Here is a 26,988-nt window from a genome sequence, read left to right on the forward strand (position 1 = left end):
TGTCAGCCGCGCGGTTCCAGAAGATCCCAACGATTTCCATAAGGATCTGCAAAGACCGCAACGGAGCCGTAAACCTCGTGGCGCGGTTCTTCCAGAAAGCGCACGCCGCGGGCGAGCATGGTCTCGTAATCGCGTTGGAAATTATCGGTGTGCAGGAAAAATCCGACACGGCCGCCGGTCTGGTTGCCGATGGCAAGCCTCTGCGGTTCACCATCCGCCTCGGCAAGCAGCAGGCCGCCGCCCTCGGTGCCTTGCGGTTTCACCACCAGCCACCGCTTGCCGTCGCCAAGCGGCTGATCGGAAAGGCATTCGAACCCGAGAATGTCGCAATAAAAAGCCTTCGCCCGATCGTAATCGTCCACGACAAGCGTAACGAGCGCGATGCGGCGGTTTTCGGCAAAGGACATCAACCCGCCTCCGTTTCGACGTTCTTTTTGCCGCGCTTGCGGATGGCTCGCTTGACCATGCCGATATCGGCACCGCCGGACACGAAAGCGAGCACGAAATAAACTAGCATGGCCGCGAAGACGAGAGCCATGATGGTGCCAGCCCGCACGAAAATGGACGAAGCGGAAGACAGTTCGAAAGTCAGCCAGGTCAGCGCATAATGCACGAAACCGGCCATCAAGGCCGCAGCCAGCAGCAAACGCGGAATGCGGGTGAGCAGCGGAATATCCACCTGCCAGTGACCGCGCCACAAGAGCATGCCGAACAGCAGGGCGGCATTGACCCAGCCGGCGGTGATTTCGGCAATGGCGATGCCCGGGCCTCCAAGACGCGGAAACAGCGTCAGCGCCAGCGAAACGTTCACGACGACGGAAATCGCTGCGAAGATCATTGGCGTGCGGGTATCCTCGCGGGCGAAAAAGCCGGGAATGAAGGCCTTTATCAGCACGAAAGCGGGCAGGCCTAGACCGTAAATGCCAAGGATTTGCGCGACGGTGATAGTGGCTGAAGGCGAGAAGTTGCCGCGCTCGTAAAGGAAGCGCACGATGGGTTCCGCCATGACGAGAAGTGCTGCGGCAGCGGGCAATGTCAGGAACAGTACGAATTCGACCGAGCGGTTCTGCAGGCTTCCCGCCTCCACCATATGCCCGCCGCGCAAAGCCCGCGCCAATTCCGGCAGAAGCACGGTGGCCACCGCGATGCCGACCACGCCGAGCGGCAGCTGGTAAATCCGGTCCGCATAGGCAAGCGACGAGATCACGCCTTCGCCGGCAGAGGCGATATTGGTGTTGATCAGCAGATTGATCTGGGTGATGCCGCCGGTAATCGCTGCCGGCAGGGCAAGAACCAGAAGGCGCTGCACATTCTTCGTCAGCCGGGGCCTGCGGAAACCGATGCGCATGCCGGCATTGCGCACGGCGATCCAGACAATGGCAAGCTGCACCACGCCCGCCGCCATCACGCCCCAGGAGAGCGCATAGCCTACCTGAAGCGGATCGTAGTTCTTCCACCATGCCAAAGCGAGCACGCCGATGAGGATGATGTTGAGGAAAACGGGAGCAATTGCGGCTGCGAAATAACGATGCAGCGAGTTCAGCATGCCGCCCATCATTGCCGCCAGAGACATGCAGGCGAGATAGGGGAACATGATAGTGGCGAGATGGACGGTGTTGTCGAATTTCACCGGGTCTTCCAGAAAGCCCGGCGCGATCACCGTGCGCACGATGAACGGCATCGACAGTTCCATTAGGATCGTCAGGGCCAGAAGCACGGTGAACAGGACGCCGAAGACTTCCTCGGAAAAGCGCCTTGCGCCCTCCATGCCGTTCGCCTCAATTTCCTTGGCGAAAAGCGGCACGAAAGCGGAGTTGAACGCACCTTCGGCAAACAGCCGCCGGAAGGTGTTGGGGAAACGGAAAGCAGCATTGAAGGCGTCAGCCACCGGACCGGTGCCGACGGCGGCGGCCATCAGGGTCTCGCGGACAAAGCCGAAGATGCGGCTGCCGAGTGTGGCCGTGCCGACGGTGGCGAACTTGCCGATCAGACTCATGGTCGCTTCAAGCCTTTGCCGTGCGCGCGGCCGGCAGGGCCGCCACGTCTGGGTGGGCGATGATGCCGTTCGGCATGCGGTCTCGCAATTCGTCTTCCTGCTCGCTCATCACGGCCTTCAGGCGCGTGGCGATGCTGGCCTGCCGGTTGTCATTCGTCACCTTCTGGCCGAAGAGATCAGTCACATAGAAGGTATCGATGACCTTTTCGCCGAAGGTGGTGATGCGGGCGGAATGAATATCGAGCGACAGGTCGGCGATGACGGCCGTCATGTCAGCCAGAAGCCCCGGCCGGTCGAGGCATTCCACTTCGATGACGGTGAACTTGTTCGACAGTCCGTTGGAGATGATGACGGAGGGCGGAATAGTGAAGGCGCTCTTCTTCTTGCGGCTTTTGGTGCGCGTGGCGATCATTTCCGGCAGGCGTTGCTTGCCGGAGAGAACCTCCTCGATGAGCTTGCCGACATTGTTGCCGCGCCGCGTCTCGTCCTCATCAATCGGAAATTCGCGGTTGATGAGGATTGTATCCAGCGCCCGCCCGTCGGACGTCGTGAAGATTTGCGCATCGGCGATATTGGCGCCGGCGGCAGCACAGGCGCCGGTGATGATGGACAGCAGGCGCGGATGGTCCGGCGCCAGCACGGTAATTTCGGTGATGGCATGGAAGGAATGGGTGCGCACCATGGTCGACAGCGCTTTTTCCTGCTTGTCGGCCTCACGCATGAAGCGGGTATGGCGCACCTGGTCTTCCAGCGCCACCGTCAGCAGATAGGGCTCGTAATGCAGCTTGGTATATTTGCGTCGCGCCTTCTGGCCCCAGTCTTCGAGCGCGTCGTAGAGCGCCTGCCGGGCGATCTGCGCGCGCTCCTTGCGGGAGACCTCCGAGAAGCCGCCTGACAGCAGCAGTTCGGTCTCGTAATAAAGCGAACGCAGCAGCTGCCCCTTCCAGCCGTTCCAGACACCCGGACCAACGGCGCGGATATCGCAGACCGTCAGGATGAGCAGCATCTTCAGCCGCTCCATGGACTGCACCTTGTCGGCGAAATCGGTGATGGTCTTGCGGTCATGCAGATCGCGCGTCTGGGCGACCATGGACATCAGCAGATGCTGTTCGATCAGCCAGACCACCGTTTCGGTCTGCTTGCCGGTGAGGCGAAAACGCTGGCAGAGCTTGCGGGCGACACGCGCGCCGGCAATCGAGTGGTCTTCCTGCCGGCCCTTGGCCACATCGTGCAACAGAACGGCGACATAAAGCGCCTCGCGTTCCTCGACGCTCGGCATCAGCTGGTTGGCGAGCGGGTGGGCATCGACGGCCGTTCCCTTGTCCACTTCCGACAGCACGCCGACGGAGCGGATCAGATGTTCATCCACCGTATAGTGATGATACATGTTGAACTGCATCATCGCGACGATCTTGCCGAATTCGGGGATGAACTTGCCGAGCACGCCGGCCTCGTTCATGCGGCGCAGGGTCAGCGCCGGATCGCGCCGGGACGTCAGGATCGACAGGAAGAGCCGGTTTGCCTCTTCGTTTTCCCGCAGCTCGTCATTGATGAGCGACAGCGAACGCGTGACGACACGCAGCGCATCGGGATGCAGTTCGAGATTGTTGATATCGGCAATGTGGAACAGCCGGATCAGATTGACCGGGTCGTTCTTGAAGACATCCGGCTTGGCGAGCGCAATGCGGCCGCGATCCTCGACGAATTCCACCGAGCCGGGAATCTTGCGTACACGGTGGGCGAAGCGGCTGAGAACGCCGGAAAGACCCGGCACATCCTTCGCCTGCCGGTCTTCAAGGGCAGCACAGACGATGCGGGTCAGGTCGCCGACATCTTTCGCCACGAGGAAATAATGCTTCATGAAACGCTCGACGGCGGAAAGGCCGGGGCGCGGCTGATAACCGAGCGCATCGGCGATTTCGCGCTGAATGTCGAAGGAAAGGCGCTCTTCCGCCTTGTTGGTGATGAAATGCATCTGGCAACGGACGGCCCAGAGAAAATCATCGGCCTTTTCGAACAGCCTGAGTTCGCGCCGCGACAGGACGCCGAGCTTCACCAGATCGGCCGTATCGCGGACGTGATAATAATATTTGGCGATCCAGAACAGCGTATGCAGGTCGCGCAACCCGCCCTTGCCTTCCTTGACGTTCGGCTCGACCAGATAACGCGTATCGCCCGCCTTGCGGTGGCGCTGGTCGCGCTCGGCGAGCTTTGCGGCGATGAATTCCGGGCCGGTGCCGGTGACGACTTCCGACTCGAAGCGTTTTTCAAGATCGTCGGTCAGGGATTTTTTGCCGCAAATCGCCCGCACTTCCAGAATCGCGGTGCGGATCGTCATATCGGATTTGGAGAGGCGGATGCATTCATCCACCGTGCGGGTGGCGTGGCCGACCTTGAAACCGAGGTCCCAGAGGAGATAGAGCACGAACTCCACGGCCTTGTGCATGTCAGGCGTATTCTTGGCCGGCAACAGGAACAGGAGATCGATATCCGATCCCGGCGCCAACGTACCGCGACCATAACCGCCGACTGCGGCAACAGCGATCTGCGGCGTATCTTTCGGATAGACATATTGGCAGGCGAGATCATAGAGGATTTCGATCAGCCGATCCTGAAGCCAGGAGATGCGTCTGGCGCAATCGATGCCGCTGCCATCGGCTTTCAGCAGTTCTCTGACCTTTTCCCGGCCTTCTGTGCTGGCCTTGCGAAAGATCGGCAGCAGATCGGAGCGAATATCGGCAATGCGTTTGCCGTCTTCCTTGAAGATGATGTCGCATTCGCGCTTCAGCGCCGATACATCGAGAATGTCGGAAAAATCCAGGTCCTTGATGGCCATCTATGCCGGTATCCATGTCCTGTGGGAAATCCCACCACTTGCGATGGGAGTGTCCTATAGCGAGTTTTAAAGGCGATGGACAGGCAATCTATCCCTTCAAGCCTTGCCAAGTTCTTTCTTCAACGCATAGAGCGCGTCCAATGCCTCACGCGGCGTCATTTCGTCGGGGTTGAAGCCTTTCAGAGCTTCCTCCAGCTTCGATGGTCCGGCCTTGCGGGTTTCCTCGCGGCGAACCGCGATCTGGAACAGCGGCAGATCGTCGATGAGCTGGCTTGCCGGGTTCTTGCGGTCGGCATCTTCGAGCTTCGTCAGCACCTCGCGGGCGCGTTCCACCACCGATGCAGGCAAGCCCGCAAGCCGCGCCACCTGAATGCCATAGGAACGATCTGCAGCACCCGGTCCGACCTCGTGCAGGAAGATGACGTCGCCTTCCCACTCCTTCACCCGCATCGTGGCATTGGAAAGGCGGCCGAGTTTCTCCGACAGCACCGTCAATTCGTGGAAATGGGTGGCGAAGAGACCGCGGCAGCGATTGACCTCGTGCAGATGCTCCACCGCCGCCCAGGCGATGGAAAGACCATCAAAGGTCGCCGTGCCACGGCCGATCTCGTCCAGAATGACCAGCGAACGATCCGTCGCCTGATTGAGAATGGCGGCGGTTTCCACCATCTCCACCATGAAGGTCGAGCGGCCACGCGCCAGATCGTCCGATGCACCGACACGGGAAAACAGCCGGTCGACAACGCCGATATGGGCCGCTTCCGCCGGAACAAAGGAGCCGATCTGCGCGAGGATGGCGATCAGCGCATTCTGGCGCAGGAAGGTCGACTTACCGCCCATATTCGGGCCGGTGAGCAGCCATATCGCGCCGTTCTTGCCGCCGTTCACAGCCGACAGATCGCAATTATTGGCGATGAAGGGCCCGGCAGACTGCCGCCGCAGTGCCTGCTCCACCACCGGATGCCGCCCGCCCTTGATCGCAAAGGTCATGGAAGAATCGACGATCGGTCGGCAATAGGCCTGTTCGGTGGCGAGATAGGCAAGGCTCGAGGCAACATCGATCACCGCAAGCGCCAGTGCGCCGGCCTTGATCGCTTCCGCCTGCTGCACAACAGCCTTGACCATGCGCTCGAAGGCTTCCAGTTCCATGGTCAAAGCCTGCGCAGCGGCATTGGCGATTCGGCTTTCGAGATCGGCAAGCTCGGTTGTGGTGAAGCGCATGGCGCCCGCCATGGTCTGGCGATGGATGAAACGCGCCTTGGCCTCGTCCGTCGCTGTCATCACATCGGCATTGCCCGCCGTCACCTCGATGAAATAACCCAGCACATTGTTGTGCTTGATCTTGAGCGACTTGATGCCGGTCTCATCGGCATATTTCAATTGCAACCCGGCAATCACCCGGCGCGACTGGTCGCGCAGCGCCCGCACCTCGTCGAGTTCGGGATTGGCGCCTTCACGCAGGAAACCGCCATCACGCTTCAAAAGCGGTAAATCGTCTGCAAGCATCGAGCCCAGCATGGCTTCCAGCCCGCCGGGCAAGGCTTTCAAATCCTTCAGAGCCGTTGCCAGCTCATCCGGTAACAAGCCGTCATCGAGAATGGCCGCTATTTTTTCGGCGGAAACCAGCCCCAGCCGGATGGCGCCGAGATCGCGTGGCCCACCGCGCTCCAGCGCCAGACGCGAAAGCGCACGCGGCATATCGGCGACATGTTTCAGCGCATCGCGCAGGCCGTCGCACAGCGAGACGTCATCGATGAGATAGGCCACGGCATCGAGGCGAGCATTGATCCTTTCCGGGTCAGTCAAGGGCGACATCAGCCGCTCGGCCAGAAGCCGTGCACCGCCGCCTGTTACCGTGCGGTTCAGGGCATGCAGCAGCGATCCATCTCTCTCACCGGACAGCGTCTTCACCAGTTCCAGATTGGCGCGGGTGGCAGGGTCGATGAAAAGGGTCGAAGCGGCGCTTTCGCGCTCCGGCGCACCAAGCGGCGGGCGCTCGGCGATCTGGGTCTTTTCGACATAGGCGACGGCGGCGGCGGCGGCGGCCATTTCCACCCGTGAAAAGGCGCCGAAACCATCCAGTGTCGAGACGTTGAAATAACGGGCGATGCGCCCTTCCGCCGTGGCGCTGTCGAAGAGGATTGCCGGCTGCGGCACCGCCACGCGGCCAAGCACATCGAAGACCGGCCTCAGCTCTTCGTCGTGAAACAGACTGTCGGCGACGATCAGCTCGCGCGGATCGATGCGCCAGATATCGGCCAGAAGCCGCGTCAGCGTGGTTTCCGCCAGACGGAAGACGCCGGTGGAAATATCGATCCAGGCGAGCGCAAACTGCGCTTCGGCACTACCGCGAATGCGGGCAAGCGCCATCAGATAGTTGGATTCCGTCGGCGACAGCAGTTTTTCTTCGGTCAGCGTGCCGGGCGTGACAAGCCGCACCACATCACGCTTGACCACGGATTTAGAACCGCGCTTCTTGGCTTCCGCCGGATCTTCCACCTGTTCGCAGACGGCGACGCGATAACCGCGCAGGATGAGTTTCTGGAGATAATCATCCGCCGCATGGACGGGAACGCCGCACATGGGAATATCATGACCCATATGCTGGCCGCGTTTCGTCAGCGTGATGCCGAGAGCGCGGGAGGCTTCGACCGCATCGTCGAAGAACAATTCGTAAAAATCGCCCATGCGGTAGAAGAGCAACGAACCGGGATTGTTCGCCTTGATCTCGATATATTGCTCCATCATCGGAGTGGCCGTTGCGCGGCTCTCTTCCGAGATCAGGGAAGCGGTTGTCAGAACGTCCGTCAATGGCCTGCCGATGTCATATCGTGTTGCGGAAAAGGAGCACCGACACTAGCGGCAATCTCCACCCTAAGACAACACGCGCGGGGACGCTGCCCACAGGAACATCCCGCCCGGCTGCGCCGAAACCCGGTCAGCCGTTGATGCGCTCGGCCTCGCCGCCGTAATAGCTGATGTAACGACCGGCGATGGACGAAACCGGCAGGACCACGAGAACATCCGTCGTGTTGAAGGCATGATCCACGACCGCGCCGGAACCGAACATGGCGCCAAGGCGCATATAGCCCTTGATCAGCGGCGGCATGGCGTTCAGCGCCTTGCGGGCGTTCAGCGCCTCTGCCGGAACGAGGTCCATCTCATGGTAAAGCTCGGGAAGAGCGGACGCTTCCCACTCGCCCTTGGCCACGCAATTATGGTGCAGGAAAGACAGGGCAAGCGCGTGGGCTTCCGGCTGCACGCCGGGGAAGGAGGCGCAGCCGATCATGGCATCCATGCGGTGTTTCACGGCATAGGCCCAGTTGCCCTGCCACAGAAGCTCGACGGTGCGCTTGGTGCGATATTCGGGCAGCACGCAGGAACGGCCAAGCTCCATGAAACGCTTGCCGGGATGGCGCGCAACGAGACCGGCGATGTCGAATTCGCTGGCGGAATAAAAACCGTTATTGGCAAGCGCGATTTCCTGCCGCAGCAGGCGATAGGTGCCGACGATCTGGTCTTCGCTGTCGCCTTCGATCGCCTTGTCGAGCACGAGCAGATGGTCGCAGACGCTGTCCCAGGCATCGATATCGCGCTTGCGGCGCATGGCTTCTGCGGGAAGCCGCGCCTTCATTTCCTCGACGAAAACCCGGTAACGCACGGATTGCGCGGCATCGATCTCGCGTTCATTTCTGGCGAGCCGTGTTTCCAGCGTGCCGATACGGCCGAAAAGACCCTCATTGTCCTGAGCTGCCTCGGGACGAGGATTAATGACAACATTGTTTTCACAAATGTCGTGATTGAGGATTTCGGCAACCATGGGGAATCGCTCCGCCACCAAAGAATTTTCCTGTCATAAATCACTAATTGACGACAGAATAGTGACAAAATGCCGCCAGCGCGAGTCTGTCAAGTTATGATAGCGACAGGCGTTTCGCCTCCAGCAGACGGCGAATTTCCTCAACCAGCCGTCGCGGGTCGGCAGGCTTGGTCAAAACCGCACCGACACCGGCCCCAAGCAGGATTTCGGCGGTCGCGTCACTCGCATCTGCGCTGAGCACGATGACGGGAATATTTCTTTCGCCCTTCAGCGTATGGAGAAGGTCGGGAAGCACATTGAGCCCCTCGCCGCCCGGCATGTTGAGATCGGAGACGATGAGGTCAGGCAAGCGGGATGCGCCCGGCTCCACAGATTGCCGCAACGCCTCAAAATCCTCGACAGCGCGGACGATATAGCCGCTTTTTTCCAGAACGGCGCGGATGATGCGCTGATTGACGGCATCGTCTTCGGCCACGAGTATCTCGATACCGCTCGCCCCTTCCGCCACCCGTGAGGAAAATCCCACATCCGGGTGGTTGTCGTTAATGGCGTCACGCCGCTCAATGCCGCGCAGACGGCCGCACAGGACGTCGATCAGGGATTTTTCCCGCAGCGGCCGGATCAACCAGGCGTCGAAGGCCACATGCATGGTCGACGGCCGCTCTTCGGGGCTGACCAGCAGCGTGCGACGGACATTCTGTTGCGGCCAATCCTTCAGGGCGTCCCTGAACAGCGGCGAAATGCGCCGGTCGACGATGATATCGGTAAGGTCGGCCGCCCGTGCGGCAGAACCCTTCCTCAGTTTTTCCAGATCCTCAGGCTGATGGATGAGACTGCATTGACCGCCGAAAGCCTCGATCGCCTCCATCGTCACCGCCGCCGCCACGCCCTTCGGGGCGATGAGCAGGACATTTGTATGCCGCAGGCAATGACGCCTTGCCGGATCCGCCATTTCGGCAGGCGCGCCCGCGGGGCGAAACGCCAGTTTGAAAGTGCTACCCTTGCCCTTGCGGCTGGAAACCGTGAGGCGGCCGCCGAATTCCCGCACGATACGGGCGGAGATCGCAAGTCCAAGGCCGGTGCCGGCACTTCGCTGCGACAACGGGCCCGCCTGCTCGAATTCCCCGAAAATACGGGCCTGTTCCGCCCGGCTCATGCCCGGGCCGGTATCCTCGACGGCAATGTGCAATTCGTCGTCGGCCATGCGCGCCCGCATGACGACGCCGCCTTCCTGCGTGAATTTGACGGCATTGCCGAGGAGATTGAAGAGGACCTGACGTAGCCTCGCCGGGTCGAAATCGAGATGATCGGGCACATTCGGCGCAACGAAGGAGGTAATTTCTATGCCTTTTTCATGGGCGCGATGGGCCAGCATCTCGACGATGCTCTCGATCAGCCGGCGTAGGTTTTCCGCGCGCGGGTTGAGCCTGAAGCGGCCGGCCTCCATGGTCGAATAATCCAGCAGATCCTCGACAAGCTGCACCAGCGACTGGCCGGATTGCCGCATGCCATCGAGATAATTTCGCTGCTCCTCGTTGAGCCTCGTCTGCGACAGAAGATGGTTCATGCCGAGCATGCCGGAAAGCGGCAGGCGGATTTCATGGCTTACGGTGGCAAGCAGCCGCGCCTTTTCAGCATCGGCCTTTTCGGCGCGCAGCCGGGCGTCTTCCCTTTCGGCCAGCGCAAGCCGCTCCTCGGTCACATCCCGGGCAATGCTGCTGATGAGAAGACGGCTGCTCGCCAGATCGCGGGTCACGACGTCATGCCAGGAAAAGATGCGCTGGCCGAACGGGGTCGCGATCTCCACATCATAAGCATGGACCTTGTCGCCCGGACGGAAAGCGATGCCGATTTCCTCGCAGCTCAGCCCCTCGGGCGCCGCACAGCCGGTCATTTCGCGAAAGACCCGGTTCGCTTCGACAATGCGCCGGTTCATGTCACGGATCACGACGATATCGCCCATGAATTCCTGCATCTCGGCAATCAGCGAGCGGTTTTGCGTTTGCCGCAGCCGAAGATCGGAATCCGCAGCCCGTGCGGTGGGCTGATGGAAAGATTCATCAAAGAGCGCATAGAGCAGGACACCGACGAGAACCGCGCCAAAGAAGGTCGCCAGCGCAACTGTAACCGCATAGGGCACAGCAAGCGCGATCAGGGCTGCGGAAAAAGCCCCGACCGATAACGAGGCGGCGACATAGAGCGCAATCGACCTGGTACCGGTCGCATGTTCTTCATCCGCATGGCGCGTTGTTGCCTCGACACGATCCCCCGGCTGCGCCGCCGTGGCGGCCAGGCCCAGCTCATCTGAAACTTTTTGCCGAAGTCTTGCCAGTTCGCTCATAGGCAACCGCTACCACGGCAGCGGTTTTGATATGTTTGGCTGAAACCCTAAAATTTTACTTTTTAGCCGCCCGGGCGTGCAAAAACTCGTCGAGAATGACGCAGGCTGCGCCGATGGTTATGAAACTGTCAGCCAGATTGAAGACCGCGAAAGACCATGTCTGCGTATGAAACAGGATATAGTCGATGACATGTCCATAAAAAAAACGGTCGAGCAGATTGCCGGCTGCACCCGCGATGATGAAGGCAAAGCCGAGATGGGCAAAGGTGCGGTCCGCCGTCGTCTTGCGCCACAGCCACAAGACGAAGACCACGATGACGAGCCGCATGCTGACGATGAACCAGCCGTGCATGTCCTCCAGCATCGAAAAGGCCACACCGAGATTGTAGGTGCGATAAAGCGCCAGGAACGGGGCAACGGGAACCATCTCCTGCAGCGGCAGATAGGCTTCGACCAGCTGCTTGACGATCTGGTCCAGCACCAGTGCGGCGACGATCAGAGCGAAAGCCGGGCCGAATTTCGAGAACAATGCCGCTTTGGCCATTACGTCACCGGTGTCAGTTCGAGGAGATGTCGCCGCGCCTCAAACAGCATGACGGCAGTTGCGATGGCGAGATTGAGGCTGTCGGCGCGGCCCTGCTGGGGAATGCGCGCCAGCTGGTCGGCCTTGCCGGCGAGTTCCGGCGGCAGGCCGGATTGTTCATTGCCCATCAGGAGCACGACCGGCTTTCCGGCATAGTCGATCTTTCGATAATCCACTGAGCCGGCCAGATGGGTGGCGACGACGCTGACCTGCGCCGATTTTTTCCAAGACAGGAATTCCTCGACCGAAGCGCGGGCGACGGGCGTGGCGAAAACCGACCCCATGGTGGCGCGCACCGTTTCCAGCGAAAACGGATCGGTGCAGTCCCCGACGAGAATGACGCCCGAAGCACCCGCCGCATCCGCGGTGCGGATGATGGTGCCGAGATTGCCGGGATCTCGAACCCGATCGAGCGCGATATAGGTCTCGCCCTTTTCCGGGCGGATATCCTTCAGCGGCTTCCATTTCTGTTCGAAAATGCCGACGACCATCTGCGGATTGTCGCGGCGGGTGATCGAGGCGATAACCTTTTCGCTGACTTCGAGCACCAGTCCGCCCGATGCGACCGTCTTCACCGCCGCCTGCTCCACCAGCGGCTTGCCCTTGGCGGCCTTGGCATAAACCAGCGTCTTGATCGTCCAGCCCAGTTCGAGCGCGTCGATGACCAGCTTCAGGCCTTCCGCCATGAAGGTGCCGGTTTCTTCCCTGCCCTTTTTCTGGGTGAGCGCCTTGATATCCTTGATGATGGGATTGGCAAGGCTGGTCACTTCCTTGACCTGGCCAACCCGGCGCGTCGTGTTTTCGCGCATATCCTTCGTCATTTCGGCTCCCAGCGGCTGAACAGCGATGTGGAAAGCACCCGGCCCGGCGTCTTGCCATCAAGACCGGCCTCGCGAATGACGAGCTCGCCTGACGCGACGACGCCACCGGCGCCACGCATGGTTTCACGCATCAGCTCATGCATCGAATAAAAGCTGGCCCTGATGGAATAGGCCGTCAGCACAAGGCCGAGCGCCTTGGGCGACAGGATTTCCCGGCAGATATCCAGCATCAGCGGCAGATGGTCGAACAATTGCCAGACCTCGCCATGGGTGCCGCGGCCGAATTTCGGCGGGTCGGTAAGGATGATGTCGTAGCTATTGCCGCGACGCTCCTCACGCTGGATGAACTTCATCGCGTCTTCGCAGATCCAACGGATCGGCGCCTGCTCGAGCCCGGCGAGCGCCTGATTTTCCTTGGCCCAGCCAATCGCCTTCTTGGAGGCATCGACATGGGTGACTTCAGCGCCTGCGGCCGCCGCGACCAGCGACGCGACGCCGGTGTAACCGAAGAGGTTCAGCACTTTCAGCGGACGGTCGGCCGTTTCGATGGCATGTTTCAGCCATTCCCAATGCACTATCTGTTCCGGAAAGACGCCGACATGCCGAAAGGCCGTGAAGCGGCCAAGAAATTCGATGCCGAGCAGGGACAGAGGCCAGGTTTCGCCAAGCGCCACCTTCGGAAAGCGCCAGCGGCCCATGCCATCCTCATCCGTATCGCCGGTAAAGACGGCGTCGGCATTCTGCCATACGCGGTCCGGGATCGAAGGCTTCCAGAGAGCCTGCGCCTCGGGGCGAACGATGCGGTAATCGCCATATTGTTCGAGCTTCAGGCCGTTGCCGCTATCGATAAGGTGAAAATCACCGGCGCCGCTCGATTCCAGAATGACGGGAACCTGTTCCGCAGGCAGCGCACCAGTGCGCTGCATCAGGGCGCGCGCGGGGACCTGTTCTGCGGCGGCTGTTACGACGGGTTTTTCCTTCGGTGCCGCTTTCTGCACGCTGCGCACGGCATCCGGCTCGCGCTTTTTCTGCGCGGCATCCGCGCGGCGCACCGGCTTTGCGGCATGAACCTGTTTTTTCTCGCTCCCGGCACGTGCACGATTGCCCGGCCGGCTGTCTTTTTTCTTCAATGGAAATCTTTCCGCTTCTGCCCGCGTCTTATGGCGCAGCAAATAGCATTCCACGCGCCGCTCGCCTAGAGCCGGAACGAATGTCGGCTACATCACTTTGCCGGGAGTTGACCGACATTGGTAGCATGGCCGGTCGCAGCGGCTTTCTGCCGGTTGGCCTCGTCATGCCAGCGAACGGCTTCCTTCGCCTCGATGCGGGCGCGTTTGCGATGTTTGCCCTGGGCGAACCATGTGGCCGCCGATCCCAGCAGCACACCGAAAATGACCGCCAGAAACAGGAATACGAAAAACGGCGCGGTGAAGGACAGAACGCCATCTTCCGGTCGGAACGGATTGAGCGCCAGCGTCACGGATTGACGATTGGCCACGCACAGGATGACGAGAACAATCGCCAGCGGAAGCAGGATGATGAGGTTGATGATTTTTTTCGACATCCGAGAATACTCCATCGCTGCGGGGCTCCGCTAGCTCCGTTTCCGGCGCGGGCAGTGAGGACGATCAATCGTCCTCTTCGTCACCCATGCCGGGGTTCAGGCGCTCACGCAGTTCCTTGCCCGTCTTGAAGAAAGGCACCCATTTTTCCTCGACGAAAACCGACTCACCCGTACGCGGGTTCCGACCGGAACGCGACGGACGGTTTTTCACCGAAAATGCGCCGAAACCACGAAGCTCGACACGATTTCCTGCCGCCAGGGCGTCGGTGATTTCATCCAGCACCGCATTGACGATGTTTTCCACGTCACGGTGATAAAGGTGCGGGTTACGCGCAGCAACGATCTGCACCAGTTCAGACTTGATCACGGTTGCCCCCTGAAAGAATTGGATTTTTAACGCGGCTCAACCTGCCAAACGGAAACAAGACCGTCAAGAAACAACTTGTCCGTACCGAGCTGGCCGGGGCCTGCGAAGGGAATTAAATCGTCATATCCCAGAAACTTCGCTATTTGCGCAACACTGAAAAGCGCAAAAGGCGAACGGGATGACGGCGCACGCCATTCGACGATCGGCAAATCCTTGGCAACACCGCGTGTTTCGAAATAGCTGCGAATTTCCTTTTCGCCGCCAAGCGTATCGACCAGCTTGTTGGCGAGCGCCTGCCTGCCGGTGAAAATCGATCCATCCGCCAGTTTCAGCACGTCTTCGCGCGGCAACTTGCGGCGATCAGCCACAAGATCGACGAACCAGCCGTAGCTGTCCATCACCATGGCGCGGATCATCGTCTTCGCCTCCTCCGGCGCCTCGTGGAACGGCGAAGGCTCCGCCTTCATCGGCGACGACTTGATTTCCTGCAACGAAACGCCGAGCTTTTCCATCAACTGGCCAAGCTGGGGGTACTGGAAGATCACGCCGATCGAGCCGGTGATCGAGGTCTCGCCGGCGACGATGATATCGCCTGCCGATGCGATCATATAACCTGCGGAAGCGGCAAGCGTGCGCACATCCGAGACAACCGGCTTCTTTTCCGCGACGCCTCGAATGGCCTTGAAGATGCGCTCACCGCCATAGGTGGTGCCGCCTGGCGAGGAAATCGACACGATCAGCCCTTTGACATTCTCGCTCTTGGCGATCTTGTCGAGCCGCTCGAGAAGTTCGGTATTGTCGGTGATCAGGCCGGAGACCTCGACGCGGGCAATATGGGGCTTCGCACTTTGCTGCGGTCCATCCCATAAAAACCGGTAAAGACCGAAAGCACCGGCGACAAGCAGGAGAACGGCGGCAATCCGCCAGAAAGTCAGCTTGCGGCGCAACCGCCTGCGATCCGCTATCGCCATATTGTCCATAAAAACCTCTGTCATCCGCTTTTGCGCTTCAGGCCATATGGTTCTTCTAACGCGAAGCCGCAAGGAAACAATAAGGAAACCAGAATTACGATAAAATTCGCATTTCCCTTGCACCTCTCCAGACAAAAACCATATTGGCAGGACAAAGCACTCATGCCAAAGACATTTAGATAGAGACACAAGCTTCGATTGTGCGCCAGAATGGCGCCCTAGAAGCATTCCGGACCCACTCTTATGCTCGAAAGACTCCGCGAACCCGCGCCAGCATTTTCGCTGCCCAATGACCAGAACGGCGCCTATGACACCGCGCTGCGGCATTCTGCGCGCGTGAAGCGGCTGAAAATCATTCTGCCGCTCGGCGCGGCAATCATTTCGCTCGCCTTCATCGCCGTTTCGGTTATCCGAACCTGGGCGCCCGACGAGGTCTCTCTTGAGAGCGCACGAATTGAAGACGGCAAGATCGTGATGGAAAAACCCGCTGTTGCCGGCCGCAACGAGAAGGGGATCGATTATTCCATGAATGCCGACCGTGCGTTGCAGGACATCGCCAACCCCAATCTCATGACGCTTGAGAAGGTTCTGGCGGCAGTGCCGGTAAACGACAGCGTCGCGCAGGTGATCGCCCAGGAAGGCATTTTCGACCGGGCGACCAACAAGCTGAAGATGACCGCCCCTTTTGACATCAATCTCAGCAATGGCATACAAGCGAAGTTCCAGTCTGCGGATGTCGATCTGAAGGCCGGAAAAATGAGCAGCCAGGAGCCGGTTTCGATCAAAACAAACGACGGCTCGATTGTTGCGCAATCGATTGACATCGCCGATAATGGCAAGACAATTACATTTTCGGGGCAGGTACGGGCACGTATCGCTGCATCCAATATCAAGAATGAAGGCAAGTGAGAGCCCGGTCCAGATGATGCAAATTTCCCGTCCCGTTTCCCTTGGCAAATCCGCCGGCCTTGCAGCCGCAGGTCTTGTCTTTTCGTGTCTTGCAACTGTGGCTTTCGCCCAGAACACCACCAGCAACATGCAGGGCGTCAAGCTTTCCGGCGACCAGCCGATCGCGATTGAAAGCGACCAGCTCGAGATTCGCGACCAGGAGCGCAAGGCCTATTTCACCGGCAATGTGAAAGTGGTGCAGGGAACGACCACCCTTCAGGCTGGCAAGATGACCGTGAATTACAAGGGCGAGGGTTCTTCGCTCACCAGCGGCGACGCCAATATCGAAAAAATCTTCGTCGACAATAATGTCTATCTGACGTCCGAGACCCAGAAGGCGACGGCCGATCACGGCGAATTCGACATGGCGGCGCAGACCTTCATTCTGACCGGCAAGCAGGTCGTGCTTTCGGAGGGCACGAATGTGTTCACCGGCTGCAAGCTCACCGTTCTGATGAATACGGGACAGGCCAAGCTCGAAAGCTGCGGCGGCCCTGTCCGGATCATGCTCGATCCGAAATCGCAGAAAAAACAGTAGTCTTTCCTCGTGAAGATACCCTCGATCTCAAAGATATTCGGCGGCGGGCGCAGCCGATCCGCGGACGCGGCCTCGCCGGCGGACAAGACCCCCTATCAGGGCACGCTGATCGCGCATGGCCTGACGAAGACCTATAATACGCGCCGTGTCGTCAACGGGGTTTCGCTGGTCGTGCGCCGAGGCGAGGCCGTTGGACTGCTCGGCCCGAACGGTGCGGGCAAAACCACCTGTTTTTACATGATCACGGGCCTGGTGCCCGTGGATACCGGCAAGATCGCCATCAACGGCAACGATGTCACCACCATGCCGATGTATCGACGCGCGCGTCTCGGCGTCGGTTATCTGCCGCAGGAAGCATCGATCTTCCGGGGATTGACGGTCGAGGAAAACATCCGCGCCGTGCTGGAAGTGCATGAGCCGGACGCTGCCAAGCGCAACCGCAAGCTCGATGAGCTGCTGGAAGAGTTTCATATCGCGCAACTGCGAAAGTCGCCTGCCGTGGCGCTTTCGGGTGGCGAGCGGCGGCGTCTGGAAATCGCGCGCGCACTCGCGACCGATCCGACCTTCATGCTGCTCGACGAACCTTTCGCGGGCGTCGATCCGATTTCGGTCAGCGATATCCAGAATCTGGTGAGACACCTGACTGCGCGCGGCATCGGCGTTCTCGTGACCGACCACAATGTCCGTGAAACGCTCGGTCTTATCGACCGCGCATACATCATCCATGCCGGCGAGGTTCTGACGCATGGACGTCCGGACGATATCGTCAACAATCCGGATGTACGCCGCCTCTATCTCGGCAATAATTTCAGCCTTTGAGACCTGGAGCGGGATAGCGAAAAGTGTGTGCGGTTTTCGCTTGAAATCCCGCTCTAATTATATGATCTAGATCGTGATTTAAGATTTCAGGTCGTTTCGGCCTAAAATCATCATGATCGGCACGCGAAAGATTCTTCATCGCGCCCCGCCCTGACGCTTGACCAAACAAGATAAAAAAGCAATTTTTGGGCCAAGTTCCGTCGTCTCAGTAAAATTTCTGGAAAATCAGGCGACGGAGAAGCTGTAAGGGGAGTTTCGCGTCCGCCATGGCATTGTCTGCCAGCCTTTTGCTGCGTCAAAACCAGTCTCTCGTGATGACACCGCAACTGATGCAGTCCATCCAGCTGCTTCAGATGACGCATTTCGAGCTGACGCAGTTCATCGCGCAGGAGGTGGAGCGCAATCCGCTGCTGGAAATTGCGGCAAACGATGGCGATTTGAGCAGCGATGCCCCGGCAGAGACCGAGAGTTTCGGTGACGCGGACGGCGAAGGCTCGGAGAGATCCGCTACGGTGACGCCCGACAGCGACGACTGGTATGGCGACCGCGCCGCAAATCTCGGCGAGCAACTGGACACCAGCTTCGAAAACGTCTTTCCCGACGATGCCGAGCCCAGAAAAGCCGATGCGCCCGAACTGGCCGGCCAATGGAAATCCATGCCCGGCCAGGAGTCGGGGGAAAGTTACGATCTCGACGATTTCGTCGCGGCCAGACAGAGCCTCAGCGACCATCTCAATCAGCAGCTGCCGCTCGCCATATCCGCCGCCGAAGACCGAATGATCGCCGATGCGCTGATCGGCCAGCTTGACGAGACCGGCTATATTGCGGCGGATGCGGTCGACGACGTCGCCGAACGGCTGGGCGCGGCCCCGTCGACGGTCGAGCACGTTCTGAAGACGCTTCAGGGTTTCGATCCACCGGGTGTATTTTCCCGTTCCTTAAGCGAATGTCTGGCGATCCAGCTTGCCCAGAAGGACCGGCTCGACCCGGCCATGCGGGCTTTCGTCGACAATCTGGAACTTCTGGCGAAACGCGACTTCGCCTCCCTTAAAAAAATCTGCGGCGTCGATGAGGAAGATCTCCTCGACATGCTGGCGGAAATCCGCACGCTCAACCCCCGCCCCGGCGCGGGTTACGATTCGATGGTTTCGGAGACCATCGTTCCCGACATTATCGTTCGTCCCTCCTCCACCGGCGGCTGGCTGGTGGAAATCAATCCCGAGACGCTGCCGCGCGTGCTTATCAACCAGAGTTATTTCGCCGAGGTGTCGAAACATAAGGCGCGTGCAGGCGAGGATCAGGATTTCCTGACTGAGTGCATGCAGACGGCGCATTGGCTGACCCGCAGCCTCGATCAGCGCGCCCGGACAATCATGAAGGTGGCGACGGAAATCGTGCGCCAGCAGGACGCCTTTCTCGTCAATGGCGTAGATCATCTGCGCCCGCTGAACCTCAAGACGGTGGCCGACGCCATCAAGATGCACGAATCCACCGTCAGCCGGGTGACATCGAAAAAATACATGCTGACGCCGCGCGGTCTGTTCGAGCTGAAATATTTCTTCAGCGTGTCGATCAGCGCCGTGGAAGGCGGAGACAGCCATTCGGCGGAAGCGGTGCGCCACCGCATCAAGGCCATGATCGCGCAGGAGGCCGCCGAGGCGGTTCTTTCAGACGATGATATCGTCGACAATCTGAAAAAGAGCGGCATCGATATCGCCCGCCGCACCGTCGCCAAATATCGCGAGGCGATGAACATCCCCTCCTCCGTGCAGAGACGTCGGGAAAAGAAGGCGATGGCCAAGCTGCCCGCCTTCTGAGGGGCGGCCGCGATCACGTTTATGGCGGTTTTTTGCCGCACCATTGACTCTTGCCACGGCAAGGGCTAGAAGCCCGCCGCACACGTCAGCAAGGTCATTTGTAACGGATTCATCTCCACCGTCCATGGGCGTAAAATTCGAATGAGGGCTTTTTAAGGTCTTCGAAACGCTTGGATGCGCGCGCGGCTTGACGTAAGCTGGTACTCGCAAATCACTACAAAAAGGAAAATTTCCATGAGTGTGCGTGTATCTGGTAAACATATGGAGATCGGTGAATCTTTCCGTCAGCGGATCGAGGACAATATAGGTCTGGCGGTTACCAAATACTTCGATGGGGGGTATTCAGGCCAGGTGACCGTGGAGAAGTCCGGATCGCGTTTTGCCGCGGACTGCAAGCTGCATCTCGATACCGGCGTTGTATTGCATGCGGCGGGTCAGGCAAATGATCCGCAGGCGAGCTTCGATGCCGCCGCAGAGCGGATCGAGAAGCGCCTGCGCCGCTACAAGCGCAAGCTTAAGGACCACCACAATGGTGCGAATGGCGTGTCGCAGGAAATCGCCTATACGGTGATGGATGCTATTCCCGATGAGGACCACGAGGTTCCTGAAGATTACGCACCCACCATCGTAGCGGAGAGTTCTAAACAGATTAAGACAATGTCCGTCGCCAGCGCCGTGATGGCGCTCGACATGACGGACGAACCGGTTCTGCTGTTCCGCAGCCCGGGCAAGGAATATCTCAACATCGTTTACCGGCGTCATGACGGCAATATTGGCTGGATCGACGCGGAAACGATCAAGAGCTGAACAGTCTGACAAGACGTGGGAGGCAGAGCGCGAAAGTGCATCTGCCTCCTGCATCGTCTCGATGGCATGAAGGAAAAAGAGAATGGCGTTGGCAGATTTGCTGCAACAAGATGCGATTATTCCCGCCCTCAAGGTGAATTCCAAAAAGCAGTTGCTTCAGGAGCTGGCCGCAAAGGCAGCCAGAATTACCGGAGTCTCGGAACGGGAAGTTTTCGACGTCATCCTCCAGCGTGAGAAACTCGGCTCCACCGGTGTGGGCCACGGCATCGCCATTCCGCATGGCAAGCTCAACAGCATCCATCAGATCACCGGCGTCTTCGCACGCCTTGAAACACCGGTCGATTTCGAAGCGCTGGACGACCAGCCGGTCGATCTGGTTTTCCTGCTGCTCGCGCCCGAGGGCGCCGGCGCGGATCACCTGAAGGCGTTGTCCAGAATTGCACGCGCCCTGCGCGACCCTGAACTGGTCGCCAAGCTGCGCGCCACCGATTCCGACACCGCAATCTACGCTTTCCTCAATCAGGAGCAGGCGACGGCTGCTTGATCGCAGGCTAACTCCCTCAGTTTAACGGCAATAAAAAACGCGCCCTGAAGGCGCGTTTTTTATGACGTAAGGATAGATGCCTTACGCGTCCTTTTCATTGAGAGACGAGGTGCCCGGCTCGGCCGATGCGGCAACTTCCGCCTTCGGGCCGCCCTTGGCGACGCCGACCATTGCCGGGCGCAGGACGCGGTCGCCGATGGTGAAACCGGCCTGAACCACCTGCAGCACGGTATTGTTTGGAACTGCCGGATTCGGAATTTCGAACATGGCCTGATGGAAATTCGGGTCGAACTTCTGGCCTTCGGCATCGATCTTCTTCACGCCGTGGCGTTCCAGCGTCGACAGCATCGAACGTTCCGTCATCTCGACGCCTTCGATCAAACCGTTGAGACCGGCTTCGCCATTGGTCTTGAGTTCATCGGGAATGGCTTCAAGCGCGCGGCGAAGATTATCGGAAACGGCGAGCATATCGCGCGCGAAACCAGCGAGCGAATAGGCTTTCGCATCCTTGACATCGCGTTCCGTGCGACGGCGAAGATTGTCCATTTCGGCCGCAAGGCGCAGGAACTTGTCACGCAGGTCGGCATTTTCAGCCTTCAGCAGCTCGACCGGATCGGGTTCGGCAGCGTCAATCGGCTCTTCCCCGGCGAGCGCGGGTTCGACAAACTCTTCGGCGACGTCCGCGTCAGGTCCGGGCTTTTTTGTATCGTCGGTCATGACGTTCTCCAAATTTGAATATGTTGGTTGCGCCCGATATCGAGCTTTGACGGGCAAAAATCAAGGCTTGCGGCGAAAAGCTTGCCGCATTCCCTGACCTTGCGGGTCTGTCCTATCTCTGCTTGCGGGAAAGGCGGGCCATGATCTGCGCCGTGTAATCCACCATCGGCACGATACGGGCGTAATTCAGCCGGGTCGGGCCAATGACGCCGACCGCACCCACGACCCGATTGTCCTCGTCGCGATAGGGCGCGACGATCAGCGACGAACCGGACAGGGAAAACAGCTTGTTTTCCGAGCCGATGAAAATCCTGACCCCCGAGCCACTTTCGGCGAGATTGAGGATTTCGATGAGATTTTCCTTGCGCTCCAGGTCGTCGAACAGCAGGCGCACCCGATCGATATCTTCCTCACCGGCGAGACCTTCGAGCAGGTTGGAGCGACCGCGAACGATGAGACGGCCGAGCTTGCCCTCCTCATTGTCTCCCGCCCATACCGCCAGACCACGCTCCACTAGGTCCTGCGCCAATATGCCGAGTTCCGATTGCAGTTCCGCCCGCTGCGTCTGGAACTGACCCCGCAACTCGTGCAGCGTCTGACCGGAGAGATGGGCATTGATGAAATTCGCCGCTTCGGTCAATTGCGATGAGGAAATGCCGGCCGGCAATTCGATGATGCGGTTTTCGACCTGATTGTGGTCGCCCACCAGCACGGCGAGCGCCTTGGTGGGTTCCAGCCTTATGAATTCGACATGCTTCAGGATGACATCGTTCTTAGCCGTCAATACGAGGCCCGCGCCGCGCGACATGCCGGACAGCATGCGGCTTGCCTCCGTCAAAAGCCCTTCCAGCGACTGTTCGTGGCCGGCGACCGGTCCGATCTGGCGATCGATAGTCGCCCTTTCCTCGGCGGGCAGATCACCCACCTGCATGAAGGCGTCAACAAAGAAGCGCAGCCCCGTCTGGGTCGGCAGGCGACCGGCGCTGATATGTGGCGAATAGATGAGGCCGAGCTCTTCGAGATCGCTCATGACATTGCGGACGGAGGCGGGTGAAAGCGACATCGGCAACAACCGCGACAGGCTGCGCGATCCGAGCGGCTCGCCCGTATCGAGATAACCTTCGACGATGCGCCGGAAAATTTCCCGAGACCGTTCATCCAGCAGCGATGCCTGATCTTTTGATAGCGGTGCGGAAAAACCCATTTCGTCCGTTCTTTGTCGTTCAAACCAGCTCGCATCAATATAATGCGTTGCAACGCCGGGGCAAAATGGAAATTGGCTTTGCAAAAGCCCGGACCTCGCCTTAGAAGGCAGGGACCAACATGGAGAGTGGATCATATGCGGCCTTCAGGCAGAAAAACCGACCAGATGCGCAAGGTTTCCTTCGAGCGCAATTTCTCGAAACATGCCGAAGGTTCCTGTCTCGTGAAATTCGGCGACACGCATGTGCTCGTCACCGCAAGCCTTGAAGAAAAGACGCCGCCGTGGCTGCGCAACAGCGGCAAGGGCTGGGTCACCGCCGAATATGGCATGCTGCCGCGCTCCACCCATGAGCGCATGAAGCGCGAAGCCGCTTCCGGCAAGCAGGGCGGCCGCACGCAGGAAATCCAGCGCCTCATCGGCCGTTCGCTGCGCGCCGTCGTCGATCTGCAGGCGCTGGGTGAGCGCCAGATCAGCATCGACTGCGACGTGATCCAGGCCGATGGCGGCACCCGCACCGCCTCCATCACCGGCGCGTGGATTGCGCTCCACGATTGTCTGAAATGGATGGAAACCCGCAACATGATCAAGGTCGAGAAGGTTCTGAAGGACCATATCGCCGCGATCTCCTGCGGCATCTTCGCCAACCAGCCGGTGATCGATCTCGATTATCTCGAGGATTCCTCCGCCGAGACCGATGCAAATTTCGTCATCACCGGCTCCGGCGGCATCGTCGAGGTTCAGGGCACGGCGGAAGGCGCGCCCTTCTCCGAGGAAGAATTCCTGACGCTGCTCGGTCTTGCCAAGGCCGGTTGCAGCGAACTGGTCGCCCTTCAGAAACAGGCGATCGCCTGAGCCGACAGGAAAGCACCATGCGCAAGCTCGATACCAGAACGATCGTCGTCGCCAGCCATAACAAGGGCAAGATCGCCGAAATCGCCGATCTGATCGGGCCTTTCGGCTTCTCCGCCAAGTCGGCGGCGGAACTGAATTTCGAAGAGCCGGATGAGACGGGTACGACCTTCGAGGAAAATGCCGCCATCAAGGCGCTTGCCTCCGCGAAGGCATCGGGTCTTCCGGCTTTGTCCGACGATTCCGGTCTGGTCATCGATGCGCTGGATGGTGCGCCGGGTGTCTATACCGCCAATTGGGCGGAAACGGCCGATGGCACGCGCGACTTCGCCATGGCGATGCAAAAGGTCGAGGATGCGCTGGCCGAGCGTGGCGCATCGAAGCCGGAAGACCGCACCGGGCGCTTCGTCAGCGTGCTGTGCCTCGCCTGGCCGGATGGGCATCTCGAATATTTCCGCGGCGAGGTGGAAGGCACGGTGGTGTGGCCGCCGCGCGGAACGAGCGGTTTCGGTTACGATCCGGTCTTCAAACCGGAAGGATACGACACCACATTCGGCGAGATGAGCGCGGATGAAAAACACGGCTGGAAACATGGCGACGCCTTCGCGCTTTCGCACCGTGCCCGGGCGTTTAAAAAATTCGTAGAAACCTGCCTGGAGGCATGAACCCGATGGTCGGGGAGCATCAACTTTCTGCCCCCGGCGCGTCGCTTCTGCCGGATACGGGCGATCCCGGTTTCGGGATCTATCTGCATTGGCCCTTCTGTGCGGCCAAATGTCCCTATTGCGATTTCAACAGCCATGTCCGTCACCGGCCGGTGGATCAGGAACGGTTTACGGCGGCCTTTCTCCGTGAAATGGAACATATGCGGACGCTGAGCGGCCCGCGTGTCGTGACCAGCATCTTCATGGGCGGCGGCACGCCATCGCTAATGGACCCGCAGACGGTCGCAGCACTTCTCGATGGCGTCTCGCGCTTCTGGCATGTGCCGGATGGTATCGAGATCACCATGGAAGCCAATCCTTCCAGCGTCGAGGCGGAGCGTTTTCGCGGTTACCGCGCGGCGGGCGTCAACCGTGTCTCGCTCGGCGTGCAGGCGCTGAACGACCGCGACCTGAAGTTCCTTGGCCGCCTGCATGATGTTGCCGATGCCTTGAAGGCCATCCGGCTGGCGCGGGAGATTTTTCCGCGCATGTCCTTCGATCTCATCTATGCGCGCCCGAACCAGACGGTGGCCGAATGGGACGCCGAGCTGAAAGAGGCTGTCTCCTACGCGGTTGACCATCTGTCGCTCTATCAGCTGACCATCGAGGAAGGCACACCCTTCTACGGGCTGCACAAGGCCGGCAAGCTCATCGTGCCGGATGGCGAACATTCGGCCGTGCTTTATGAGGCGACGCAGGAAATCACCGAGCGTTACGGCATGCCGGCCTATGAGGTTTCCAACCATGCCCGGCCCGGCGCTGAAAGCCGCCACAACCTGACCTACTGGCGTTATGGCGATTATGCCGGCATCGGCCCCGGCGCGCATGGACGCCTGACGAGAGGCGCTTCCAAGCTCGCAACCGCCACCGAGCGCCACCCGGAAAACTGGCTCGAAACCGTTGAGCGGGAAGGCCACGGCATGGTCGATCAGGAGTTGCTCGGCGTCGATGAACAGGCCGATGAATTGCTGCTGATGGGCCTTCGCCTGCGCGAAGGCATCGATCTCGCCCGCTGGAGCGATCTTTCCGGCCGCGATCTCGACCCGGAGAAGGAGGAATTCCTCCTCCAGCACGGTTTCGTGGAGAGGCTCGGCAATTCCCGCCTGCGCTGCACGCCGTCCGGCATGCTTATTCTGGACGCGGTGGTGGCCGATCTCGCCTGCTGACGCCAGCCTCCACCCGGCTTTAGCCATATAAACAAGACGACAATAAAAAAGCGGCCCGAAGGCCGCTTTTTTCATGCGTTGTTTTCGTTGATCAGGCGTTTCAACAGCTCAACCTCATGGCCGAGCTTGGTGTCGCCGGAAATCAGTTCCTCGATCTTGCGCACGGCATGCAGAACCGTGGTGTGATCGCGACCGCCGAAACGGCGACCGATCTCGGGGAAAGACCGCGGCGTCAGCATCTTGGCCAGATACATGGCGATCTGGCGCGGCTTGACGATGACACGGGTACGGCGGTTGGACACCAGCTCCTGTCGCGACACATTATAGTGCTTGGCGACGATGCGCTGAATATCCTCGATGCGTACACGCTTGGCCTCACCCGTCCCGACGAGATGCGACAGCAGCTCATCGACACGATCAACCGAGAGGTTCGGCTCGAAGGAGCGACGGAACATCAGCTGGTTGAAGGCACCTTCCAGTTCGCGTCCGCTTGCCGTCACGCTCTTGGCCACATGGGTCAGGATTTCATCCGAAATCTCGAAGGACGGATCGTCCTGACGTGCCGAGCCGAGGCGGCGGTTGAGCATTTCATAGCGCATGTCATAGTCGGGACCTTCGATCTCGATGGCCATGCCGCCCTGAAGACGGGAACGGACACGCGGATCGAGCGATTCCAGCTCCCACGGCGCGCGGTCAGCCGCAACCACGACCTGCTTGGCGCTGTCGAGCAGCATGTTGAGCAGATGGCAGAATTCGTGCTGGATCATCTTGCCCTGCAGGAACTGCATGTCATCGATGACGAGCAGGTCGATATTGCGCAGCGTGTCCTTCAAAGTCAGCGCGTCATTGTCGCGGATCGCGGTTGCGAAACGCCACATGAAATATTCGGCCGTCAGATAGACCACGCGCGGATTGCGCGGGCTGTCGATGGCGGCATTGGCGATTGCCTGCAGAAGATGCGTCTTGCCGAGGCCGACACCCGCATGGATGAACAGCGGGTTGAAGCGCACGGCGCCGGCACCGGCTTCGGCGATCGTCTTTGCCGCCGCAAGCGCGACGCGGTTGGACGAGCCTTCGACAAAGGTATCGAAGGTGAAACGTGTGTCGAGCGGCGAACCGAACAACGGCCCGGAACCGCCCTGACGCAGGGTCGCCTGCGAAGCCGCAGGCTGTGCGGCAGGCGTCGCGGGCTGGGACGGAATGAAGGACTTGTTACGCTGAACCGCGCCGACTTCCGGAACGGGCTGCGCCCTTTCCTCGGTCTGAGCCGGACGGACCGGACGGCTGGCCGAGCGGACCAGAATCTCCACCTTCAGCACATCCGGATCCTCGCTCTGGACGAGGTTCGTGATCAGATCCATGTAACGGTTGTTGATCCAGGACTTCAGAAAAGTCGTCGGAACGGTGAAACGGACGACGCTTTTCGAAACGGAATGGAGTTTGAGCCGTGCAAACCAGCTTGCATAGACCTCCGGACCAACCTGTGCCTTGAGCCGCGCGCTAAAACGTTCAAACAGCGCATCGTGCGTCATTGCCGATTTGTCCCCTGCCGCATCTGAGCAAGCTGCATCACGCG

At 59.8% G+C, this 26,988-nt stretch carries 24 protein-coding genes; 9 read left to right on the forward strand and 15 right to left on the reverse strand.

Annotated elements, in window-relative coordinates:
- Positions 1 to 2: 2 nt before the first annotated feature.
- From I3J13_RS04370 to sppA, 12 genes are all read right to left on the reverse strand, one after another.
- Positions 3 to 407, reverse strand: coding sequence for a VOC family protein (locus I3J13_RS04370; protein WP_196378093.1), 405 nt, complete (start codon positions 405 to 407; stop codon positions 3 to 5).
- Positions 407 to 1,996 carry a murein biosynthesis integral membrane protein MurJ gene (gene murJ, locus I3J13_RS04375; protein WP_196378094.1) on the reverse strand — a complete coding sequence of 530 codons (1,590 nt, stop codon included), beginning with the start codon at positions 1,994 to 1,996 and terminating at the stop codon, positions 407 to 409. The genes I3J13_RS04370 and murJ overlap by 1 nt, the downstream gene beginning before the upstream one ends.
- A 7-nt stretch (positions 1,997 to 2,003) precedes the next feature.
- Positions 2,004 to 4,832 (reverse strand): [protein-PII] uridylyltransferase, encoded by a 2,829-nt coding sequence (locus I3J13_RS04380; RefSeq protein ID WP_196378095.1) that lies wholly within the window; start codon positions 4,830 to 4,832, stop codon positions 2,004 to 2,006.
- A 96-nt stretch (positions 4,833 to 4,928) separates the two neighbouring features.
- On the reverse strand, positions 4,929 to 7,580 hold the full coding sequence (gene mutS / locus I3J13_RS04385) for a DNA mismatch repair protein MutS (protein WP_236000817.1): 2,652 nt from the start codon (positions 7,578 to 7,580) through the stop codon (positions 4,929 to 4,931).
- 190 nt (positions 7,581 to 7,770) lie between these two features.
- Positions 7,771 to 8,652 carry a l-ornithine N(alpha)-acyltransferase gene (gene olsB, locus I3J13_RS04390; protein WP_003520073.1) on the reverse strand — a complete coding sequence of 294 codons (882 nt, stop codon included), beginning with the start codon at positions 8,650 to 8,652 and terminating at the stop codon, positions 7,771 to 7,773.
- Between the two features lie 94 nt (positions 8,653 to 8,746).
- Positions 8,747 to 10,993, reverse strand: coding sequence for a hybrid sensor histidine kinase/response regulator (locus I3J13_RS04395; protein WP_196378097.1), 2,247 nt, complete (start codon positions 10,991 to 10,993; stop codon positions 8,747 to 8,749).
- Between the two features lie 55 nt (positions 10,994 to 11,048).
- Positions 11,049 to 11,537, reverse strand: coding sequence for a signal peptidase II (gene lspA / locus I3J13_RS04400; protein WP_196378098.1), 489 nt, complete (start codon positions 11,535 to 11,537; stop codon positions 11,049 to 11,051).
- Positions 11,537 to 12,397 carry a TrmH family RNA methyltransferase gene (locus tag I3J13_RS04405; RefSeq protein ID WP_196378099.1) on the reverse strand — a complete coding sequence of 287 codons (861 nt, stop codon included), beginning with the start codon at positions 12,395 to 12,397 and terminating at the stop codon, positions 11,537 to 11,539. The genes lspA and I3J13_RS04405 overlap by 1 nt, the downstream gene beginning before the upstream one ends.
- Positions 12,394 to 13,527 carry a class I SAM-dependent methyltransferase gene (locus I3J13_RS04410; protein ID WP_196378100.1) on the reverse strand — a complete coding sequence of 378 codons (1,134 nt, stop codon included), beginning with the start codon at positions 13,525 to 13,527 and terminating at the stop codon, positions 12,394 to 12,396. Before I3J13_RS04410 ends, I3J13_RS04405 begins: the two co-directional genes overlap by 4 nt.
- Before the next feature lie 92 nt (positions 13,528 to 13,619).
- On the reverse strand, positions 13,620 to 13,961 hold the full coding sequence (locus I3J13_RS04415; RefSeq protein ID WP_196378101.1) for a LapA family protein: 342 nt from the start codon (positions 13,959 to 13,961) through the stop codon (positions 13,620 to 13,622).
- Between the two features lie 64 nt (positions 13,962 to 14,025).
- Complete coding sequence (locus I3J13_RS04420) at positions 14,026 to 14,352, reverse strand: integration host factor subunit beta (protein WP_219256707.1); 327 nt, start codon at positions 14,350 to 14,352, stop codon at positions 14,026 to 14,028.
- Positions 14,353 to 14,354: 2 nt separating this feature from the next.
- Complete coding sequence (gene sppA, locus I3J13_RS04425) at positions 14,355 to 15,308, reverse strand: signal peptide peptidase SppA (protein ID WP_196378235.1); 954 nt, start codon at positions 15,306 to 15,308, stop codon at positions 14,355 to 14,357.
- A 234-nt stretch (positions 15,309 to 15,542) separates the two neighbouring features.
- On the opposite strand from sppA, the gene lptC reads away from it, so the two are divergent.
- The 6 genes from lptC (at position 15,543) to ptsN (ending at position 20,772) form a co-directional block, all read left to right on the forward strand.
- Complete coding sequence (gene lptC, locus I3J13_RS04430) at positions 15,543 to 16,208, forward strand: LPS export ABC transporter periplasmic protein LptC (RefSeq protein WP_059759327.1); 666 nt, start codon at positions 15,543 to 15,545, stop codon at positions 16,206 to 16,208.
- Positions 16,209 to 16,221: 13 nt separating this feature from the next.
- Positions 16,222 to 16,785: an LptA/OstA family protein gene (locus I3J13_RS04435; protein ID WP_003503784.1), complete on the forward strand. Its 564-nt coding sequence runs from the start codon at positions 16,222 to 16,224 to the stop codon at positions 16,783 to 16,785.
- 9 nt (positions 16,786 to 16,794) lie between these two features.
- A complete protein-coding gene (lptB, locus tag I3J13_RS04440) occupies positions 16,795 to 17,604 on the forward strand; it encodes an LPS export ABC transporter ATP-binding protein (protein WP_003520083.1) in 810 nt (269 codons plus the stop codon).
- Between the two features lie 266 nt (positions 17,605 to 17,870).
- The gene (gene rpoN / locus I3J13_RS04445; RefSeq protein WP_196378102.1) at positions 17,871 to 19,421 is read left to right on the forward strand and encodes an RNA polymerase factor sigma-54; all 1,551 of its coding nucleotides are present in this window, start codon (positions 17,871 to 17,873) and stop codon (positions 19,419 to 19,421) included.
- Between the two features lie 234 nt (positions 19,422 to 19,655).
- A complete protein-coding gene (gene hpf, locus I3J13_RS04450; RefSeq protein WP_003520085.1) occupies positions 19,656 to 20,228 on the forward strand; it encodes a ribosome hibernation-promoting factor, HPF/YfiA family in 573 nt (190 codons plus the stop codon).
- Positions 20,229 to 20,310: 82 nt separating this feature from the next.
- A complete protein-coding gene (gene ptsN / locus I3J13_RS04455) occupies positions 20,311 to 20,772 on the forward strand; it encodes a PTS IIA-like nitrogen regulatory protein PtsN (protein WP_003503792.1) in 462 nt (153 codons plus the stop codon).
- A gap of 81 nt (positions 20,773 to 20,853) precedes the next feature.
- Here the strand turns inward: ptsN and grpE are convergent, their stop codons facing one another.
- Positions 20,854 to 21,489: a nucleotide exchange factor GrpE gene (gene grpE, locus I3J13_RS04460; RefSeq protein ID WP_080852756.1), complete on the reverse strand. Its 636-nt coding sequence runs from the start codon at positions 21,487 to 21,489 to the stop codon at positions 20,854 to 20,856.
- A gap of 112 nt (positions 21,490 to 21,601) precedes the next feature.
- Positions 21,602 to 22,693 carry a heat-inducible transcriptional repressor HrcA gene (hrcA, locus tag I3J13_RS04465; RefSeq protein WP_020811203.1) on the reverse strand — a complete coding sequence of 364 codons (1,092 nt, stop codon included), beginning with the start codon at positions 22,691 to 22,693 and terminating at the stop codon, positions 21,602 to 21,604.
- Between the two features lie 135 nt (positions 22,694 to 22,828).
- Between hrcA and rph the strand changes: the two genes are divergently transcribed.
- Genes rph through hemW form a run of 3 tightly spaced genes read left to right on the forward strand, consistent with a single transcriptional unit; the run spans position 22,829 to position 25,412 of the window.
- Complete coding sequence (rph, locus tag I3J13_RS04470) at positions 22,829 to 23,545, forward strand: ribonuclease PH (RefSeq protein WP_003503798.1); 717 nt, start codon at positions 22,829 to 22,831, stop codon at positions 23,543 to 23,545.
- A 17-nt stretch (positions 23,546 to 23,562) separates the two neighbouring features.
- Positions 23,563 to 24,207: an RdgB/HAM1 family non-canonical purine NTP pyrophosphatase gene (gene rdgB / locus I3J13_RS04475; RefSeq protein ID WP_003520089.1), complete on the forward strand. Its 645-nt coding sequence runs from the start codon at positions 23,563 to 23,565 to the stop codon at positions 24,205 to 24,207.
- A 5-nt stretch (positions 24,208 to 24,212) separates the two neighbouring features.
- Complete coding sequence (gene hemW / locus I3J13_RS04480; RefSeq protein WP_059759503.1) at positions 24,213 to 25,412, forward strand: radical SAM family heme chaperone HemW; 1,200 nt, start codon at positions 24,213 to 24,215, stop codon at positions 25,410 to 25,412.
- A 71-nt stretch (positions 25,413 to 25,483) separates the two neighbouring features.
- Here the strand turns inward: hemW and dnaA are convergent, their stop codons facing one another.
- Positions 25,484 to 26,944, reverse strand: coding sequence for a chromosomal replication initiator protein DnaA (gene dnaA, locus I3J13_RS04485; RefSeq protein ID WP_003520091.1), 1,461 nt, complete (start codon positions 26,942 to 26,944; stop codon positions 25,484 to 25,486).
- Positions 26,945 to 26,988 lie beyond the last annotated feature (44 nt).

Source organism: Agrobacterium leguminum (assembly GCF_015704895.1).
GTDB classification, from domain to species: Bacteria; Pseudomonadota; Alphaproteobacteria; order Rhizobiales; family Rhizobiaceae; genus Agrobacterium; species Agrobacterium leguminum.

What these genes read in the sequence shown, in the direction of transcription:
- olsB (WP_003520073.1), bottom strand. Translation starts at nt 8,652, where the DNA reads ATGGTTGCCGAAATCCTCAATCACGACATTTGTGAAAACAATGTTGTC.
- I3J13_RS04435 (WP_003503784.1), top strand. Translation starts at nt 16,222, where the DNA reads ATGATGCAAATTTCCCGTCCCGTTTCCCTTGGCAAATCCGCCGGCCTT.
- hemW (WP_059759503.1), top strand. Translation starts at nt 24,213, where the DNA reads ATGGTCGGGGAGCATCAACTTTCTGCCCCCGGCGCGTCGCTTCTGCCG.
- rdgB (WP_003520089.1), top strand. Translation starts at nt 23,563, where the DNA reads ATGCGCAAGCTCGATACCAGAACGATCGTCGTCGCCAGCCATAACAAG.
- lptC (WP_059759327.1), top strand. Translation starts at nt 15,543, where the DNA reads ATGCTCGAAAGACTCCGCGAACCCGCGCCAGCATTTTCGCTGCCCAAT.
- hrcA (WP_020811203.1), bottom strand. Translation starts at nt 22,693, where the DNA reads ATGGGTTTTTCCGCACCGCTATCAAAAGATCAGGCATCGCTGCTGGAT.
- I3J13_RS04395 (WP_196378097.1), bottom strand. Translation starts at nt 10,993, where the DNA reads ATGAGCGAACTGGCAAGACTTCGGCAAAAAGTTTCAGATGAGCTGGGC.
- grpE (WP_080852756.1), bottom strand. Translation starts at nt 21,489, where the DNA reads ATGACCGACGATACAAAAAAGCCCGGACCTGACGCGGACGTCGCCGAA.
- I3J13_RS04380 (WP_196378095.1), bottom strand. Translation starts at nt 4,832, where the DNA reads ATGGCCATCAAGGACCTGGATTTTTCCGACATTCTCGATGTATCGGCG.
- dnaA (WP_003520091.1), bottom strand. Translation starts at nt 26,944, where the DNA reads ATGACGCACGATGCGCTGTTTGAACGTTTTAGCGCGCGGCTCAAGGCA.
- I3J13_RS04415 (WP_196378101.1), bottom strand. Translation starts at nt 13,961, where the DNA reads ATGTCGAAAAAAATCATCAACCTCATCATCCTGCTTCCGCTGGCGATT.
- rph (WP_003503798.1), top strand. Translation starts at nt 22,829, where the DNA reads ATGCGGCCTTCAGGCAGAAAAACCGACCAGATGCGCAAGGTTTCCTTC.
- hpf (WP_003520085.1), top strand. Translation starts at nt 19,656, where the DNA reads ATGAGTGTGCGTGTATCTGGTAAACATATGGAGATCGGTGAATCTTTC.
- lspA (WP_196378098.1), bottom strand. Translation starts at nt 11,537, where the DNA reads ATGGCCAAAGCGGCATTGTTCTCGAAATTCGGCCCGGCTTTCGCTCTG.
- sppA (WP_196378235.1), bottom strand. Translation starts at nt 15,308, where the DNA reads ATGGACAATATGGCGATAGCGGATCGCAGGCGGTTGCGCCGCAAGCTG.
- murJ (WP_196378094.1), bottom strand. Translation starts at nt 1,996, where the DNA reads ATGAGTCTGATCGGCAAGTTCGCCACCGTCGGCACGGCCACACTCGGC.
- ptsN (WP_003503792.1), top strand. Translation starts at nt 20,311, where the DNA reads ATGGCGTTGGCAGATTTGCTGCAACAAGATGCGATTATTCCCGCCCTC.
- I3J13_RS04370 (WP_196378093.1), bottom strand. Translation starts at nt 407, where the DNA reads ATGTCCTTTGCCGAAAACCGCCGCATCGCGCTCGTTACGCTTGTCGTG.
- rpoN (WP_196378102.1), top strand. Translation starts at nt 17,871, where the DNA reads ATGGCATTGTCTGCCAGCCTTTTGCTGCGTCAAAACCAGTCTCTCGTG.
- I3J13_RS04405 (WP_196378099.1), bottom strand. Translation starts at nt 12,397, where the DNA reads ATGACGAAGGATATGCGCGAAAACACGACGCGCCGGGTTGGCCAGGTC.
- mutS (WP_236000817.1), bottom strand. Translation starts at nt 7,580, where the DNA reads ATGATGGAGCAATATATCGAGATCAAGGCGAACAATCCCGGTTCGTTG.